Annotated in this window: 14 protein-coding genes; 4 read left to right on the top strand and 10 right to left on the bottom strand. The window is 44.1% G+C overall.

Translation table 11 applies throughout. The features are described from left to right. Positions 1-57 precede the first annotated feature (57 nt). The 8 genes from AB4503_RS14065 to AB4503_RS14030 all read right to left on the bottom strand — a co-directional run bounded on the left by AB4503_RS14065 (position 58) and on the right by AB4503_RS14030 (position 7,955). On the bottom strand, positions 58-273 hold the full coding sequence (locus tag AB4503_RS14065; RefSeq protein ID WP_012604204.1) for a hypothetical protein: 216 nt from the start codon (positions 271-273) through the stop codon (positions 58-60). A gap of 268 nt (positions 274-541) precedes the next feature. Beyond that, positions 542-1,015 carry a DUF2947 domain-containing protein gene (locus tag AB4503_RS14060; protein ID WP_017060433.1) on the bottom strand — a complete coding sequence of 158 codons (474 nt, stop codon included), beginning with the start codon at positions 1,013-1,015 and terminating at the stop codon, positions 542-544. Between the two features lie 152 nt (positions 1,016-1,167). Next, the gene (gene rimJ, locus AB4503_RS14055; protein ID WP_050643212.1) at positions 1,168-1,755 is read right to left on the bottom strand and encodes a ribosomal protein S5-alanine N-acetyltransferase; all 588 of its coding nucleotides are present in this window, start codon (positions 1,753-1,755) and stop codon (positions 1,168-1,170) included. Positions 1,756-1,773: 18 nt separating this feature from the next. After that, positions 1,774-3,318, bottom strand: a complete 1,545-nt coding sequence (tyrR, locus tag AB4503_RS14050; protein ID WP_229647229.1) for a transcriptional regulator TyrR — start codon at positions 3,316-3,318, stop codon at positions 1,774-1,776. A 123-nt stretch (positions 3,319-3,441) separates the two neighbouring features. Next, entirely contained in the window at positions 3,442-4,494 is a 1,053-nt protein-coding gene (locus tag AB4503_RS14045; protein WP_102333205.1) for a YcjF family protein, read from the bottom strand. A 14-nt stretch (positions 4,495-4,508) separates the two neighbouring features. After that, a complete protein-coding gene (locus AB4503_RS14040) occupies positions 4,509-5,882 on the bottom strand; it encodes a YcjX family protein (protein WP_372115144.1) in 1,374 nt (457 codons plus the stop codon). A 205-nt stretch (positions 5,883-6,087) separates the two neighbouring features. Further along, entirely contained in the window at positions 6,088-6,273 is a 186-nt protein-coding gene (locus tag AB4503_RS14035; protein ID WP_004734731.1) for a hypothetical protein, read from the bottom strand. A gap of 164 nt (positions 6,274-6,437) precedes the next feature. Next, positions 6,438-7,955, bottom strand: a complete 1,518-nt coding sequence (locus AB4503_RS14030; RefSeq protein WP_017068776.1) for a fumarate hydratase — start codon at positions 7,953-7,955, stop codon at positions 6,438-6,440. 254 nt (positions 7,956-8,209) lie between these two features. Here AB4503_RS14030 and pabB point away from each other — a divergent pair, with 254 nt between their 5' ends. Continuing rightward, entirely contained in the window at positions 8,210-9,589 is a 1,380-nt protein-coding gene (gene pabB / locus AB4503_RS14025) for an aminodeoxychorismate synthase component I (protein WP_372115142.1), read from the top strand. Positions 9,590-9,731: 142 nt separating this feature from the next. On the opposite strand, the gene AB4503_RS14020 is transcribed toward pabB, so the two are convergent. Both AB4503_RS14020 and AB4503_RS14015 read right to left on the bottom strand, forming a co-directional pair. Beyond that, on the bottom strand, positions 9,732-11,450 hold the full coding sequence (locus AB4503_RS14020; protein WP_136979629.1) for an ATP-binding protein: 1,719 nt from the start codon (positions 11,448-11,450) through the stop codon (positions 9,732-9,734). A 1-nt stretch (position 11,451) separates the two neighbouring features. Then, the gene (locus tag AB4503_RS14015; protein ID WP_017060423.1) at positions 11,452-11,994 is read right to left on the bottom strand and encodes a heme NO-binding domain-containing protein; all 543 of its coding nucleotides are present in this window, start codon (positions 11,992-11,994) and stop codon (positions 11,452-11,454) included. A 303-nt stretch (positions 11,995-12,297) separates the two neighbouring features. On the opposite strand from AB4503_RS14015, the gene AB4503_RS14010 reads away from it, so the two are divergent. From AB4503_RS14010 to AB4503_RS14000, 3 genes are all read left to right on the top strand, one after another. Further along, the gene (locus AB4503_RS14010) at positions 12,298-12,897 is read left to right on the top strand and encodes a CoA pyrophosphatase (RefSeq protein ID WP_102333204.1); all 600 of its coding nucleotides are present in this window, start codon (positions 12,298-12,300) and stop codon (positions 12,895-12,897) included. A 309-nt stretch (positions 12,898-13,206) separates the two neighbouring features. Next, the gene (locus tag AB4503_RS14005; protein ID WP_048609200.1) at positions 13,207-14,460 is read left to right on the top strand and encodes an aromatic amino acid transport family protein; all 1,254 of its coding nucleotides are present in this window, start codon (positions 13,207-13,209) and stop codon (positions 14,458-14,460) included. A 120-nt stretch (positions 14,461-14,580) separates the two neighbouring features. Further along, on the top strand, positions 14,581-15,942 hold the full coding sequence (locus AB4503_RS14000) for an L-serine ammonia-lyase (RefSeq protein ID WP_017060420.1): 1,362 nt from the start codon (positions 14,581-14,583) through the stop codon (positions 15,940-15,942). Positions 15,943-16,140 lie beyond the last annotated feature (198 nt).

Below are 16,140 nucleotides of genomic sequence, written 5' to 3'. Positions count from 1 at the left end.
GTAATCGACTTATAGCTTTTTGGTTAAGAGCCTTAACCGTGTTGCAGTTCATCATTGTTAATGTTTGGTTCCAGTTGGGTTGATAGGAAAATCCGTATTTTCATAAATGTCAGATAGTTTTTTCGGTTTCTTCTCTTTTGCTCCTTTGTTCGATTGATTATGAGTTTCGCTTAAAAGCCATTCCTCATGCATTTTTGCTGAATCCAAAAACTCTGGATCCTCCATTGCTTCCTTGCGAAGTTTATTTACACGTTCGAGAGTATCCCAAATCATAATACTTCACCTCCACTAAGGCAGTAATATAAAGATAGCTCAACCCCATGAAACTTCAACTAACCCAATGAGATAGCGATCTCAATTTCGTAATTCACTCGCTTTAAATGAGTGGATATGGTCACCTTTAGTTGGGCTCAAATAGTGGGTCTTTCCCCATGATCTTCGAAGATCATTAGGCACAAAAAAAGCGAGCTCGATGCTCGCTTTTTGTTTTTCTATCTGTTGATCGAAACACCAACACTCACTCGATTAAATCACACCGAGATTAAGCACGGTTACCGATTTTCACCTTGCCATTGGTAGCAAACCAAAGGGCTTCTGAACGACGACGACCGATTAAAATCGGGCCATCATCGTAGAACAAAAAGTTCTTCCAATGCTTCTTGAAAATCGCCCATTTGGTTTCAAGAACATTGTACTTTTCATAACAAAAATAAACAGTTACGTCATCTTGCCAATCAATAAAGTTAAGAATCTCTTCTGGCATTTCAGGCTCATCCGCTTCCCAATGCGCCATCCAGCTGATCTCTTCATTCCAGTTCGATGCTTTGCTTGGCCAGTCTTGCGAGCTCAGTCGTTCTGCGTCTGGGCTTTGAGGGCTCACGTTCTCTTTCCAGAACTGAGATGCTCTCGCCTGTGTCATTGGCTTAATCTTTTCCAAGTCCTCTGCCGGCAGCGGCATTGACTGGTGTGTGAAAATCCATTTTCTTTGGTATTCGTCCAAAGTTGTGTATGACATCAAAATTCCTCAAATATCTTCTCAGGCTGATGGATTTACCATGCCTATCTGTTCTTTTTGATGCAGTGACGGTTTCATTTTATCTATGTCGTCACTGCCTCTAAATCTGTATTTACGCTTAATTGGTACTTACGCCTAATGACTATTGATCTCTATACAGCGCGTCTATCTTCCCAGTTTGGGTTAACTAATGCCGTCAGTATATGGTCTTCCCATTTACCGTTAATCTGTAGGTAGTCTTTAGCAAAACCTTCTCGGACAAAACCAAGATGTTCTAATACACCAGCACTGCGTTCGTTGTGAGGCATGTAGCCCGCCATTAAGCGGTGCATGTTCTGCACATCAAACATGTAGTCTTTGGCCATGCTCAAACCTCTGCGCATGTAACCGTGGCCCTGTGCACTTTGCGCCAATGAGTAACCGACATTACAAGCGTAGAACGGGAAACGCGACAAATTACTGAACGATATGGTGCCTAACATTTCATTAGAGTCAGCGTTAATCAATAAACAGTAATAGCCTAGCCCCATTTTATGAAGCTCGTTTAACTTGATCAGTCGCTGCACCCAACTCGCTCTATCAAAGAACGCGTCTTCGCGAATCGGTTCCCAAGGTTTCAGGTACTCTCTGTTAACCTGAAAGTACTCGCTGATCATGCCAGCGTCATCGATTTCAGCCGTGCGTAAAATCAGATTACCATCATGCTTATAAATGCGCTCTGGTGTACTCAAATCTTCCATAATCTTGTTCTTATTCGATCAGTTCTTTCTGATACCGTAATCACGAAGCTTATTCGCAATTGAGGTATGAGATACATTCAAACGTTTTGCTAGCTTACGGCTGGATGGGAAAGACTGATAAAGCTTCTCTAGAATCTGAGATTCATAGTCTTTCATGATCTCATCGAGCGAGCCGTCTAAGCTCAGGTTCGCCATTCCTGCCGTCAATGTTTCAAGCTGTGGCAAGTGGAATTGCTCAACCGTTAGCGTGTCTGAATCCAACTCTGTTAGTGCGCGTAGAACCATGTTGTCTAACTGACGAATGTTGCCCGGCCATTGGTAATTACCAAGCTGGTCGACTAACTCTTGAGTCAGTTTTGGTTTTAACATACCTAACTGCTGCGCGTACTTTGCAACGAACAGTTCCAACAGTGGCGCTACGTCGTTTGAGCGTTCACGCAATGCTGGAATAGACAGAGTCAGTACATTCAAGCGGTAGAACAAATCTTCACGGAACGAACCCGAGTCGGCTAATTCAGAAAGACGGTGGCGCGTTGATGCAATAATACGAACATCCGCGTGCATCTCTTCTTCTTCACCAACACGACGGAATGAACCATCTTGTAGGAAACGCAGCAGCTTGATTTGAAGATGCGGGCTCATCTCGCCAATTTCATCTAAAAATACCGTACCGCCATTCGCTTGTTCGAAAATACCTTTATGACCTTGCTCATGGTTGAATGAACCCGGCGCATGACCAAACAATTCCGTTTCCGCTACGTCATCAGGCATCGATGCACAGCTTAGAATCAAGAATGGGAAAGACGATCGATTTGAACGGTTATGACACGCTTTCGCCAACATCTCTTTGCCTGTACCTGTGTCGCCTTCAATTAATAGAGGCTGATCCAGCATAGCCAATTTCTTAGCTTGGCTGATCAAGGCTTTATGGCGATTAGAGACACCAACAAAATGTTCGAAACCTAGGTTGTTCTGTTCTGGGATTGAATCTGGCGAGTTCATCTCTTGATTACAAGAACGAATCGTCATTACTGCGCTTGCCAGTACCGCTTCGTTGACATCACCACCAAGGTAAATCGGCAGGATCTCAATCGAGAAATCTAAACCATCCAACACGACAACTTCACGATGGCGCGTTACATCGCCTTCGATCCAACGAGCAAAGTTAAAACTAGGAACAAACGTCGCTAGCGGTTCACCGATGACTGCGTCTTCTTGCTTATTAAAAAGGTTCAATGCAGCGTGGTTAGCCATATCGACTGAGCCTTTAAGGTCAATCGCAATAACAGGATCAGGTAGGTTTGCCAGCAGAGCAATCAGCTCTGTGTTATGCCTTTCGCTTGGCATAAATTGGATTTTACGTACATCCTTCACACCTGAAATTCGGCGAATTTCAGCCATAAGTTCACTAAAAGCATCAAAATCGATATCAGGGCAGTTTAGGTAAATAATACCTTTAACATCAATTTCGATTCCTCTTAAATCAATGCTTTTTGAGGCCAAGATATCGAGCAACTCACGTGTTAAGCCGAGTCTGTCTTCACACAATACTTCAAGACGCACAAATAGTCCTATTATAGGTGTCAGGATAAGTTGACAGTAGTGTGGATTAAGCTCTGAGTTCAGTCAAGAAGAAGAGTAAACATATGTTTACTCTTCTTCTCAAACTATTGAGCTTTAAATGCTTTATTTGAGAGTGATACGCTTTATTTCTGAAAGGACGGCTTTGCGGAGGTCTGCCAGTTTTACTTTTCTCTCGTTATGCCAAGGCATAGGTCGAAGCAATGTCATGGCTTTTAGACCCAGTCTTGCAGTAAGAATACCAACACCTAGCCCCTGCCCTGCTCGAGCTGAGACTTTGCCTGCAAGATCCATCGAGACGAGATCCATACTTGCATCAATTGCGAGTTCACTGGCTCCCGCTGCTGCCATGTTGATTAACACCAATTTAAATAGCTTAATCCTAGACCAGTAGCCAAGCTCAATGCCATACACATCAGCAAGCTTGTCGATCATGGTGAAATTTCGCCAAGCCACCAGCAACATATCAGCCGCCGCCAATGGACTCACTGCAACCAAAGCCGCCGATTCGGTCGAAAACTTAGTGACGATTTGAGTCGCTACTTTGTCTTGTTGACTCACGACTAACGCATCGTACATATCCAACACTTCTGCATCACTGTGTGCTGGGTTAATGCTGTTTCGCCACTTATCGTACGAAGGAGACTCAGCGATAATGCCACCTTGCTTGGCGATGTTTTCACAGAACGCTTTGCCCTTGCCGACACTTTGACTTTGGAGTAGCTCTTCACTCTGCTCTTGCACACTAAAGTGATCTTTAAGTGAACGCAGTTTCCACAGCTCTTTGCCTATTGCGCCTAAACCCAATGAAGCAATGGCAGCAATGAAGCCTGCCCAACCTAACGCCAGCCAGTCAGCCGATTGAATCGCGGTAATGACCGAATCAATTGCCTGCCATCCAACTAGGCCAGAGAAAGCGACCAATAAACCCGTTCCAAACCACTTCTTCTTTTTGCTCGGTCGAATCACTTGTTCCAATTGCTGCTCAGCTTCACCATCAAGATCAGCTTTCACTTGCGGTGCGACAGGGACAAATTTCTCTTGCTCTGTGAACAGTTGTTGAGCGCCTAAATCCGGGCCAACGTCACTCTTGTCTTGCTCATCAAAAGAGGTCTTCAACGGTTCATTAAAGACCTGCTTTGTTTTTAATTCACTCATTTTGATTGCCTCAATTACTTCAACTTGTCGCCAATGAGATACTCTAAAACCTTGTCGACTCTTAGATGTTGGCAAGGCTCATCGGAATGTTGCTCCATCGGTCTAAAGCTCGTGAAATCAAACTGGTTGGTTTCCCAATACTGTTTGTTGGGCAACTTACGCGGCACCTCTCCCGGATACATGGTTTGAGGGACATTATCCAAAGTCACACCTTGCAACGCCGGAACATTGTCTGAGCCAGACGAGATATAACCCGCGCTGGTCGCTTGAATAGACGCGATACTCATACAACTCATGTCGATGTGTTCAAACGCCGCCTGCTGCCAAGCCGGATGTACCATCTGTTGTAACAGTGACACCAAGTTCGGATGTTGATCCGGTGTCACGTGGTCAGCCTTGGTGGCTGCAAACAAGATCTTGTCGATCTTCGGCGCAAATAAACGTCTTAAGATATTGCTTCGACCGTACTTAAAGCTCTTAAGTAACTGTTCTAACGCGCCACGCATATCCATGAAAGAGTCATAGCCCGCATTAAGTGGCTGTAAGCAATCCACCAACACGATTTGTCTGTCGAACGTCGCGAAGTGATTCTTGTAGAACGCTTTCACGACCTTCTGTTGATACTCTTCATAACGCGCTTTCAGTACCGCATAGTTACTTGTTTTTGAGAACTTACCCTCAGGTGCGAGACACGGGAAGAATTGCAACACAGGCGCGCCTTCAAGCTCACCCGGTAATACGAATCGACCCGGTTGTACCCAATGCAGTCCGTTACTTTTACAAGTATGAAGGTGCTGGGTGTAGCTATCGGCAATCGCGACCAGTTTCTTTTCGTCCGCTTCTGCTAGCAAATCGATATCACCACGCATTACGTTCCACTGTTGCGAGTAAGTTTCTCTGTCGCCTTTCAATGCGGCAAACTGAGATTGGCTCCAGGTATCGAAGTCCATATCCAGTAACGGCAAATCAAGCAACCATTCACCTGGATAATCGACAATATCGAGATAAAGGGTGCTGTTTTTACTCAGTAGCTTCTTTGCGCCCTTCGCAGGCTTATATTTGATGGCTAAACGAATCTCACTGACATCACGCGTTGGTACCGGCCATTCTGGTGGCTGTGCATTCAACGACTCCATCGCTTCATCATAAGAGAAGCGTGGAATCATCATGTTGTGTTGCGGGATGCGCTTTGCGCCAATAATTCTTCCATCTCTCGCCGATGCAAGCAGTGGCAGGTTTTTATGGGTAGACGTGTGAAGAAGCTGATTAACCAGCGAAGTTATGAATGCTGTCTTACCCGCACGAGAAAGACCCGTGACCGCTACTCGAATATGAGAATCCGTTCCTCTGCTTATAAAGTCACTCATTTCTTGAGTTAGGTGTTTCATTTGAACGACTCCGTGATAGTTAGGCTAGCTGGTTATGATAATAGAGAGGCAAGCCTATGTTCTTTCCCAATTGGGATAGTTTGTATGCTTTTGCTTATGTTGATGTTGATGAGTATGCAATACACATTCTTAATGCTAGATGAATAAAAGCCCCTGACTACATTCATAATCAGGGGCTTTAGAATTTTTGCACGATATCCGACGTTTAATCGTCTTCAATCAACTTGTAGATAACAAACAGCGCAATCTCTGCAATTAGCCAAAGCGCACATGTAATCGTCACGTATTTATTATCAAAGATACTGATCCCTTTCAAGATCAGGTCGTAGCCAACAAAAGCACCAATCACCACTGCCAAGATAATCTGTAGGATCTGAATAAAACGAGGCATTCCTCTCTCCTATGTTCTTATATCAAACTATGTGTTTATCACTATATCATTGATAATAAGACAAAAGTGCAGATAATGCTGCACTTTTGTCTTTAACTTTCTGTCAAAAATTGCAATTCAAACGCTGAAGTTAGCGACAATTACGATTTTTTGGCGTCGATTAATTACGCTTTCTCAGCTTCAGCAATCTTCACTTTCCACGTGTCAGGGCCGATCTGGTGTGCGTTCACGCCGTTAGAGTCAACCGCTACCGTTACAGGCATATCTTCAACTTCAAACTCGTAAATCGCTTCCATACCGAGATCTTCAAACGCAACAACGCGTGCTTTTTTAATTGCTTTTGCGACTAAATAAGCTGCACCACCAACCGCCATTAGGTAAACCGCTTTGTGCTCTTTGATTGATTCAACCGTTGCAGGGCCACGTTCCGCTTTACCGATCATGCCCATAATGCCAGTTTCGTTCAGCATCATGTCAGTGAACTTATCCATACGTGTTGAAGTTGTTGGGCCCGCAGGACCTACCGCTTCATCACCTACAGCATCAACAGGACCCACGTAGTAAATGAACTTACCTTTGAAATCAACGCCAGCTGGTAAGCCTTCGCCGCTTTCTAGCATGCCTTGAATACGTTTATGAGCAGCATCACGACCGGTTAAGATCTTACCTGACAGAAGAACCGTTTCGCCGGTCTTCCACTCTTGTACGTCTTCTTTAGTCACTTCATCAAGGTTAACACGACGTGTATTTGCGCCCGCTTCCCAAGTGATGTCTGGCCACTCTTCTAACTTAGGTGGCGTTAGCTCTGCTGGGCCGCTGCCATCTAGTGTGAAGTGAACGTGACGCGTTGCTGCACAGTTCGGGATCAAACATACAGGCTTAGAAGCAGCATGAGTTGGTGCTGTTTTGATTTTTACATCAACCACAGTAGTGAGACCGCCAAGACCTTGTGCACCAATGCCAAGCTTGTTTACACGGTTGAAGATGTCTAAACGAAGCTCTTCTTCTGCGTTCTCAGGACCTTTCTCGATAAGCTCTTGGATATCGATGTGTTCCATCAAAGATTCTTTCGCTAGCACAGCTGCTTTCTCAGCCGTACCGCCGATGCCTATACCTAGCATACCCGGTGGACACCAGCCTGCACCCATTGTTGGCAGCGTCTTCTCTACCCATTCTGCAATATCATCAGAAGGGTTCAGCATAACCATCTTGGTTTTGTTCTCAGAACCGCCGCCCTTAGCCGCGATTTGAATTTCAACTTTGTTGCCTGGAACCATATTAATGTGAACAACCGCTGGTGTGTTGTCTTTGGTATTAATACGCTTACCTGCAGGGTCCATTAGGACAGATGCACGCAATGGGTTATCTGGGTTGTTGTAAGCTTGACGAACGCCTTCATCAACCATCTGTTGTACTGTTTGATCCGTTTCCCACCTAACATCCATACCGATGTTCACGAAACAAGTAACAATACCCGTATCCTGACAAATTGGACGATGGCCTTCCGCAGACATGCGCGAGTTGATAAGAATCTGAGCGATCGCATCTTTTGCTGCTTGGCTCTCTTCTTTCTCGTACGCTTTTTCTAGGGCTTGGACAAAGTCTAAAGGGTGATAATAAGAAATGTACTGAAGTGCGTCAGCGACACTGCTGATCACATCTTGCTTACGAATAACCGTCATTGCATGCCTCTTTATTGTTCTGGTTCCATGTGGGTTCACAGTTTGACTATATGTGCCAAATCGAATTAGGTGGTTTAGCTTTTTATTGTGTTGAGCTGTATTTAGTTGCTTTAGCAATCGCTTGCATAGCTTTAAACTAAACCACTTGGATTACTCCGTTCTAATCAAGAACCCATTTTATTTTCAATTTATGATACTCTTGCTTCCTCTCACACGCCATGCAGTGATCGAACTCTTTGTCACAAATTAAACAAATGAATAACAACGAATTTCGCTCTATCCAAATCAAGCCGCTTGAATATCAATCAACTTTAGCTAAACAGCTGTTTTCCCATATTGAAAACCTGCCGTGGGCAATGCTATTACGCTCCGCTTCAGAAAGCCACGTTGATAGTCGATACGATATTTTAGTTGCTCAACCCATCGCCACCTTCGAGACAATCGGTGCAGAAACGACCGTTAATGTTAATGAGACGTGCGAGGTTTCAGACTCTGATCCTTTCGAACTACTCGACCAATATCAGCAACAATTATTGCCTGCGACTAAAGAGCACACTCAGTTGCCATTCGTTGGCGGCGCTTTAGGCTATTTTAGCTATGATTTAGGGCGCAGAGTCGAGACACTTCCATCACTCGCAAAGCGTGATATTGAAGCACCTGACATGGCAGTTGGCTTGTATGAATGGGCTGTTATCGTTGACCACCAATTGAAAACGGCGTGTATTGTCGGTAGCAATATCGATGAACATCATGATTGGCTAATGCAGCAGATGGCTCAATCACACCTATCACATGCGCCCTTTGGGTTAACCACACCGTGGCAATCCAATATGAGCGAACAGAACTACGCAACGAAATTCGATAGTGTTCAAGAGTACCTGTTATCCGGCGATTGCTATCAGATTAACTTGGCTCAGCGCTTCAATGCCCAATACCAAGGTAGTGAATGGCTGGCTTATGACAAGTTAGAACAGTACAACTCAGCGCCCTTTTCGGGTTTTATCCGTTTGGCCGACTGCGCAATCATCAGTGTTTCGCCAGAGCGTTTCTTAGAACTCAAAGACAACGTCATTGAAACCAAGCCAATCAAAGGCACACGACCTCGTTCTGAGGACCCGATGATTGATAATGCCAACGCGCAAGACCTAGCAAGCGCCGATAAAGATCAGGCGGAAAACTTGATGATCGTCGACCTACTTCGTAATGACATTGGCCGAGTAGCAAAACCGGGCACAGTGCATGTACCAAAGCTCTTCGATATTGAAAGCTTCCCTGCCGTGCACCACTTAGTGAGCACGATACGAGCGGACCTTGATGACCAATACTCTGCAACTGACCTTCTGAGAGCCTGTTTCCCTGGAGGATCGATTACTGGCGCACCAAAAGTTCGCGCGATGCAGATCATTGAAGAGTTAGAACCGCATCGACGTTCAGCGTACTGCGGCAGTATTGGCTACATCAGCCGAAATGGCAGAATGGATACCAGTATTACCATTCGTACATTAGTCGCCGAGAACAACACGCTTTATGCTTGGGCTGGCGGTGGTGTGGTATTTGATAGTGATTGTGCTTCTGAATACCAAGAAACACTGGATAAGCTGAGTCGAATTCTACCGGTACTTGAAGATTGCTAAACCTAGTGTCATTAACTGCGAGTTCCGTAGCTTAACGGCTAGCAAAAGTTCGATATAAAAAGAAACCGAAGGATCGTAAGATCACTTCGGTTTTTTAGTCTGTAAGTTAGAGTACATAACTCACAACGCTTTATTCGCGTGTTTAAGCGACCTTCACCGCTGAGACACCCCACTTCTTGAGCATCTCTTTCAGATCGTTGGCGGTGTAAGGCTTACTCAAAATGTCATCCATTCCACACTGAATACAACGTTCGCGTTCTTCCAATGTCGTTCCGGCGGTCAGTGCCACAATAGATTTAACGTAACCCTTCTCTCTTAGCTTCTCTGTTGCTTCAAACCCGTCCATAACAGGCATTCTGCAATCCATGAATACAATGTCGTATTCGTTGTCTGACGCGAGCTCAAACCCTTCGACACCATTGCTTGCGATAGCAGGTTCAATCTCATGTTTACGAAGCATTTGCTGGATGATGATCTGGTTCATCTTAATATCATCAACCACCAGCACTTTAAGTAGTGACAATTCCGCTTCAGACTCAAAGCCCTTGGCGACACTATCACTCTCTGCCGGAACATCGACAACTTGAAGAGGAATCGAGATGGTAAAGGTCGTGCCTGAGCCAACAACACTGGTCACCCCAATATCGCCATTCATCAGAGCCACCAGTTTGCGACAAATCGCTAAGCCAAGCCCGGTGCCCTCATAGTTCCGACTACTTGAGTTATCTGCCTGCGTAAAAGGTTCAAACAGCGTCTTATGCGCCGATTCAGCGATTCCGACTCCGGTATCTTCTACAGAGAAAACAAATTGGTTTTTGTCCCACTCAATATCAACATTCACATGCCCTTCTTCTGTAAATTTAATCGCATTACCTATTAAGTTCACAAACAGTTGTGTGATGCGCTCTAAATCGCCTTGGAAATGGGAGGGAACGTTTGACGCAACACTGATATTGAATTCGAGCTGCTTCTCAATTGCTCGATTGACGAAGATGCTTTCAATCGTGTTTCTCAAATCACGTAGGGCAAATTTCTTTGGAATAAGCTCTAACATCCCTGCGTTAATTTTGCTGTAATCCAATAGATCATTAATGATGGTTCGGAGAAACTCTCCAGATTGGCTCAGGTTGTTCACTATCTCACGCTGAGAGCTATTCAGTTCGGTATCACTGATCAACTCGGCACTGCCTAGTAAGCCATTAAGTGGAGTTCTTAACTCATGATTAATCATGGCCACAAAGTCACGCGTTGCCCTTTCGGACTCTTCCGCTCGTTTACGTGATTCAATATTTCGGTTGATTGCTAGTTGATGGGTTAAGGCACTGCAGATAAGGTCCGTGACCAACAACAGTTGGCTTTGGATAAACTCGTAGTCTTGGTCTAACAACCTGACTCTGACGATTAACGCACCAACTATGACTTTTTCAACCTCTAAGGGCACGGTCAGTAGGTTGTCTTGCCAATGAGGTTCTTGAATGTCTTGCTCTAACACCTCGACAGTCTCATCGCCATAATCATAGGTCTGTAACTGAGGGATGAGCTTGGGAGGTAGAATCAAACGACTGGCTTCGATTAAGTAACTGTTAGTCACGTTGGTCGTTAGTTCAGATAGCATGACATCATCGAGATCATTTCTTAGAAACGCGCGCCCAAAATCAATCAACAGGTTGTCGATTTGTTCTTGGAATTCAATGCGGCGTATATTCGCGTTGGAGCGCTTTTCTAACTGACGCAAAGCAAGCTCAAGCTGTTGGTTAGCCTCGAACAGTTCGAGGCTCTTCTGTTCCAACAATCCTTCAGCCGCTTTCCTTGCCGCGATTTGACGCTTAAGCTTCTTCTCTAGGGCAGATGCCAGATCCATATTACTTTTCTACTTTGAGATTAAACCTAACCACGCTTTGGTCATCATTTTGTGGCGTCATCTCCACCGCGATAGATTCACCGTGGTATTCAGCACATCCTTCAATAAGCCCTAAGCAAACATGAGACATACACCTTGCGCTTTTGTAGTCAAAAACAAGTTGTGCTTCGGTCGTGGTGATAAAACTGAATTCAGGTGGCTCAGCATCTGGATAGAGCTTCTTCACTTCAACATGAATGTAACGCTCTACGTGCTGAATAAATTGAAAGGTGGTATTGCTGTGAGCAAGGCTCGCTTTATTCGGTAATGAGGCCAGTAAGTTCTTAAATACAGACTGCCCAAACACGCGTTGCAAGCTTGCCGCATCAATATCGGTTTTCTTACTCAAGTTGATAATCAACCTGACAAGGTCTTTGTGGTCGTAACTGCCGACCGACGTATAGATTCCTTCATCTTCTGACATTTCTAGAACTTCTTCCAAAAGCTCTAGCCCAAACTTGTCTTCAACAAGCTCTAAAAATTCGGTGAATATGATTCCTTTCATCTCATACCTTTTCTTCTATTTCTTTTTAGAATGGTCCACTAAGTTATTGTTATCAAATTCTTAAACAAAAAATCTACGTTTCGTCACCCAATTTTATGACATCGATAACGCTTACTCGCCTGTATGCACATATTGAATATAGCAAAAATCGTCATTTTGAGGAGATTCATCGGTAAACAGCCCCTCATGACGCCCAATTAATAACTAAAAGAGGGAAAGTGAATGAAGAAAAACTCAATATTGGTAATCAACCCACGGTTATGTCTATAATTAAAATCATAATAATCAATATATTGGCTTGATATGAATAAAGAAAACTTCCTTCAGCAATTCCAACTTAACCCTACCGTTGGCTATCACCCAGAGTCAGTAGAGCGTGTTTCGCACATCAGTGGCGAGCAATTACGTAAAGCGGCAGTGGTGGTAGGTTTAGTTGAAAGAGAAGATGGTTTACATGTCATTTTTACTAAAAGAGCGGCTCATTTAAAGCATCACCCCGGCCAAGTCAGCTTTCCTGGTGGTAAACACGAACTTTCTGACCCTTCTATGCAATTCACTGCACTCAGAGAGCTCCATGAGGAGGTGGGAATTCGATCGGATCAAGTTAAAATTGTTGGGCAATTACCTGCATTGAGTACTATTAGTAAATTTTCTGTGACGCCGATTGTTGCCATGGTCGATCCTGACTATAAAGCCATCATCGATGAGAACGAAGTTGCCTCAATTTTTGAGGTGCCCGCTACCTATGTTTTAGACCAAGCCAAGTTACACAGCCACACTGTTAACTTTAAACAAATCAAGCATCGAGTTTTTGCTATGCCCTTCCAAGAGCACCTAATTTGGGGCGTTACGGCGCAAATCATCCATTCACTGCAGCAACATGTAGTGCAACAAATTACATAGCAACTACGTTTTGTTTAATCTCTGTTAACAAAATCCAGACTTTCTATGGAACAGATTTATTAATGCAATTTTACGCAAACGTTTCCCTGGTATAAATCTATACAACCCCGCCTTTCGCATAAATAAAAGTAATACCAAGCATAAACATAAATCACCTGTGGCACGCTATTTTCGTGATCAAAAATCCGTTTTTCGCATATCATGTGACACGCCGTTTCATTACATGATTTAGATCTATTTTTTGCAGAAGAAAATTCTGCAGAATTAGCCCCGACTTATTTCCTGTTCCCAAAAAATGAGTAATTTAACATGAACACAACAACTTCTTCGGCAAATGCCGTTAAAGATTCAAGCAAGTTTAACTATAAAGATTTTACCTGGTGTTTATCACTATTCGGTACAGCAGTTGGTGCTGGCGTACTATTCCTTCCAATCAAAGCTGGTGCGGGTGGTTTTTGGCCATTAGTTATCCTAGCTCTAATTGCGGCACCAATGACTTGGTTCGCACACAAATCTCTAGCTCGTTTCGTACTGTCTGCTAAAAACCCTGAAGCTGATATTACAGACACAGTTGAAGAGCACTTCGGTAAGACTGGCGCAAACATTATTACTTTTGCTTACTTCTTCGCTATCTACCCGATCGTTCTTATCTACGGTGTTGGTATCACAAACACAGTTGATTCTTTCCTAGTAAACCAAATGGGTATGGAATCTATTCCACGTCCTCTTCTTTCTGGTGCACTTATCCTTGCTATGACAGCAGGTGTTGTATTCGGTAAAGAGCTGATGCTTAAAGCAACTTCAGCAATGGTTTACCCACTAGTATTCATCCTACTAGCGCTATCTTTTTACCTAGTTCCTGATTGGAACACTTCAATGATGGACGTAAGCCCAGAATGGTCAACAATGCCTTCTATTATCTGGCTTGCTATTCCAATCATCGTGTTCTCTTTCAACCACAGCCCAATCATTTCACAGTTCTCTAAAGAGCAACGTCGTGTATACGGTGATGACGCAGTTAAGAAAACTGACGCGATCACTGGTGGCGCAGCAATGATGCTGATGGGTTTTGTAATGTTCTTCGTATTCTCTGTAGTGCTTTCTCTATCTCCAGAGCAACTAGCAACAGCGCAAGCACAGAACATCTCTGTTCTTTCTTACCTAGCTAACGTTCACGAGTCTCCACTTATCTCTTACATGGGTCCTCTTGTAGCATTCGCAGCGATTACTTCTAGCTACTTCGGTCACTTCCTAGGTGCTCACGAAGGTCTTGTTGGTCTAATCAAGTCTCGCTCTGGTTCTTCAATCTCTAAGATTGAAAAAGCATCTCTAGCGTTCATCGTTGTTACAACTTGGATTGTTGCAGTAGTTAACCCAAGTATCCTAGGTATGATTGAAACAATGGGTGCTCCAATGATTGCAGCTATCCTGTTCCTAATGCCTGTGTTCGCGATGCAGAAAGTACCAGCTATGGCTAAGTACAAAACTTCAGCACCTGTGCAAATCTTTACAGCTTTATGTGGTCTAGCGGCTATTAGTTCTGTAATCTACGGCGCTCTTTAATCTCAAGCCGTTTTTATAAGATGGCATCCATCTTATATCGCGAGATTAGACAAAAAATATAATGATAATAAATGAGCCTCCCGACTCCCCTTGGGAGGCTCTCTTTTTGAGGTAATCGCTATGATTAGTGTATTTGATATCTATAAAATCGGTGTTGGTCCATCGAGCTCACACACAGTTGGACCAATGAAAGCGGGTAAAGAATTTATTGATGACCTACGTTCAATGGGAAAATTGCGCGACATCACTAAAATCACCGTGGACGTATATGGATCACTATCACTGACAGGGAAAGGTCACCACACAGATATCGCAATCATCATGGGTCTTGCTGGCAATACTCCTGAGCGTGTTGATATCGATTCTATTGCTGGCTTCATTGCTCGCGTAGAAGAAACTGAGCGCCTTCCTGTTGGCATGCACTGTCATACAGTATCGTTCCCACGCGATGGCGGTATGAACTTCCACACTAGCAACCTTTCTCTACACGAGAACGGCATGAGCATTCATGCATGGGTTGGTGACGAAGTTGCATACTCAAAAACGTACTACTCAATTGGCGGCGGTTTCATCGTTGACGAAGAGAACTTCGGCAAAGAAGAAGAAAACCCAATCAAAGCACCTTACGAATTCACAACAGCTGAAGAGCTGGTTAATCAGTGCAAAGAAAGCGGTCTTTCTATCAGTACACTGGTTATGAAAAACCAAGCAGCGTTCCACTCAGACGAAGAGTCTCGCACTTACTTCGCTAACATCTGGAAAACTATGCGTGAGTGTATGGATCGCGGTATGAATACTGAAGGTATCCTGCCTGGTCCACTACGTGTTCCTCGCCGTGCAGCAGCACTTCGCCAACAGCTAATGACTTCAGAAAAAACAACCAATGATCCAATGTCGGTTGTTGACTGGGTAAACATGTTTGCTTTCGCAGTAAACGAAGAAAATGCAGCTGGCGGCCGTGTAGTAACGGCACCAACAAACGGCGCATGTGGCATCATCCCTGCTGTATTGGCTTACTACGATAAGTTCATCCAAACAGTGACAGAGAAAGATTACATCCGTTACTTCGCAGCTTCTGGCGCGATCGGTGGTCTTTACAAGCGTAACGCTTCAATCTCTGGTGCTGAAGTTGGCTGTCAGGGTGAAGTTGGTGTGGCATGCTCTATGGCTGCTGCTGGTCTTGCTGAGCTTATGGGTGGTAGCCCTGAGCAAGTATGTATGGCTGCAGAAATCGGCATGGAGCACAACCTAGGTCTAACATGTGACCCAGTTGCTGGCCAAGTACAAGTACCATGTATCGAGCGTAACGGTATTGCTGCAGTTAAAGCAATCAACTCGACTCGTATGGCGCTTCGTCGCTCTTCTGCTCCTACTGTTTCTCTAGATAAAGTTATCGAAACAATGCTAGAAACAGGTAAAGACATGAACGCTAAATACCGTGAGACTTCTCAAGGTGGTTTGGCTGTTAAGGTTGTTTGTTGATAGCCTTTGAATCAATCTGTTTTTAATCAGCAGATAATAAAAAGGAACGCCGATGCGTTAATGCCGATCAGTTAAAGCCAAAGCGATCGGTTGAAGGATCCTTCAGAGCTGTCAAAATCCAAGTGTATTTAATGCACTTGGATTTTTTTATGGATGTTTCTCAAGCTCTAAACATAATTAATGATTGGAAACCTAGCA

Source organism: Vibrio sp. 10N.222.55.B11 (genome assembly GCF_041473705.1).
Lineage (GTDB): Bacteria > Pseudomonadota > Gammaproteobacteria > Enterobacterales > Vibrionaceae > Vibrio > Vibrio crassostreae_C.
Note: the sequence above shows the minus strand (reverse complement) of the source record. Positions and strands in the feature narration are given on the sequence as shown.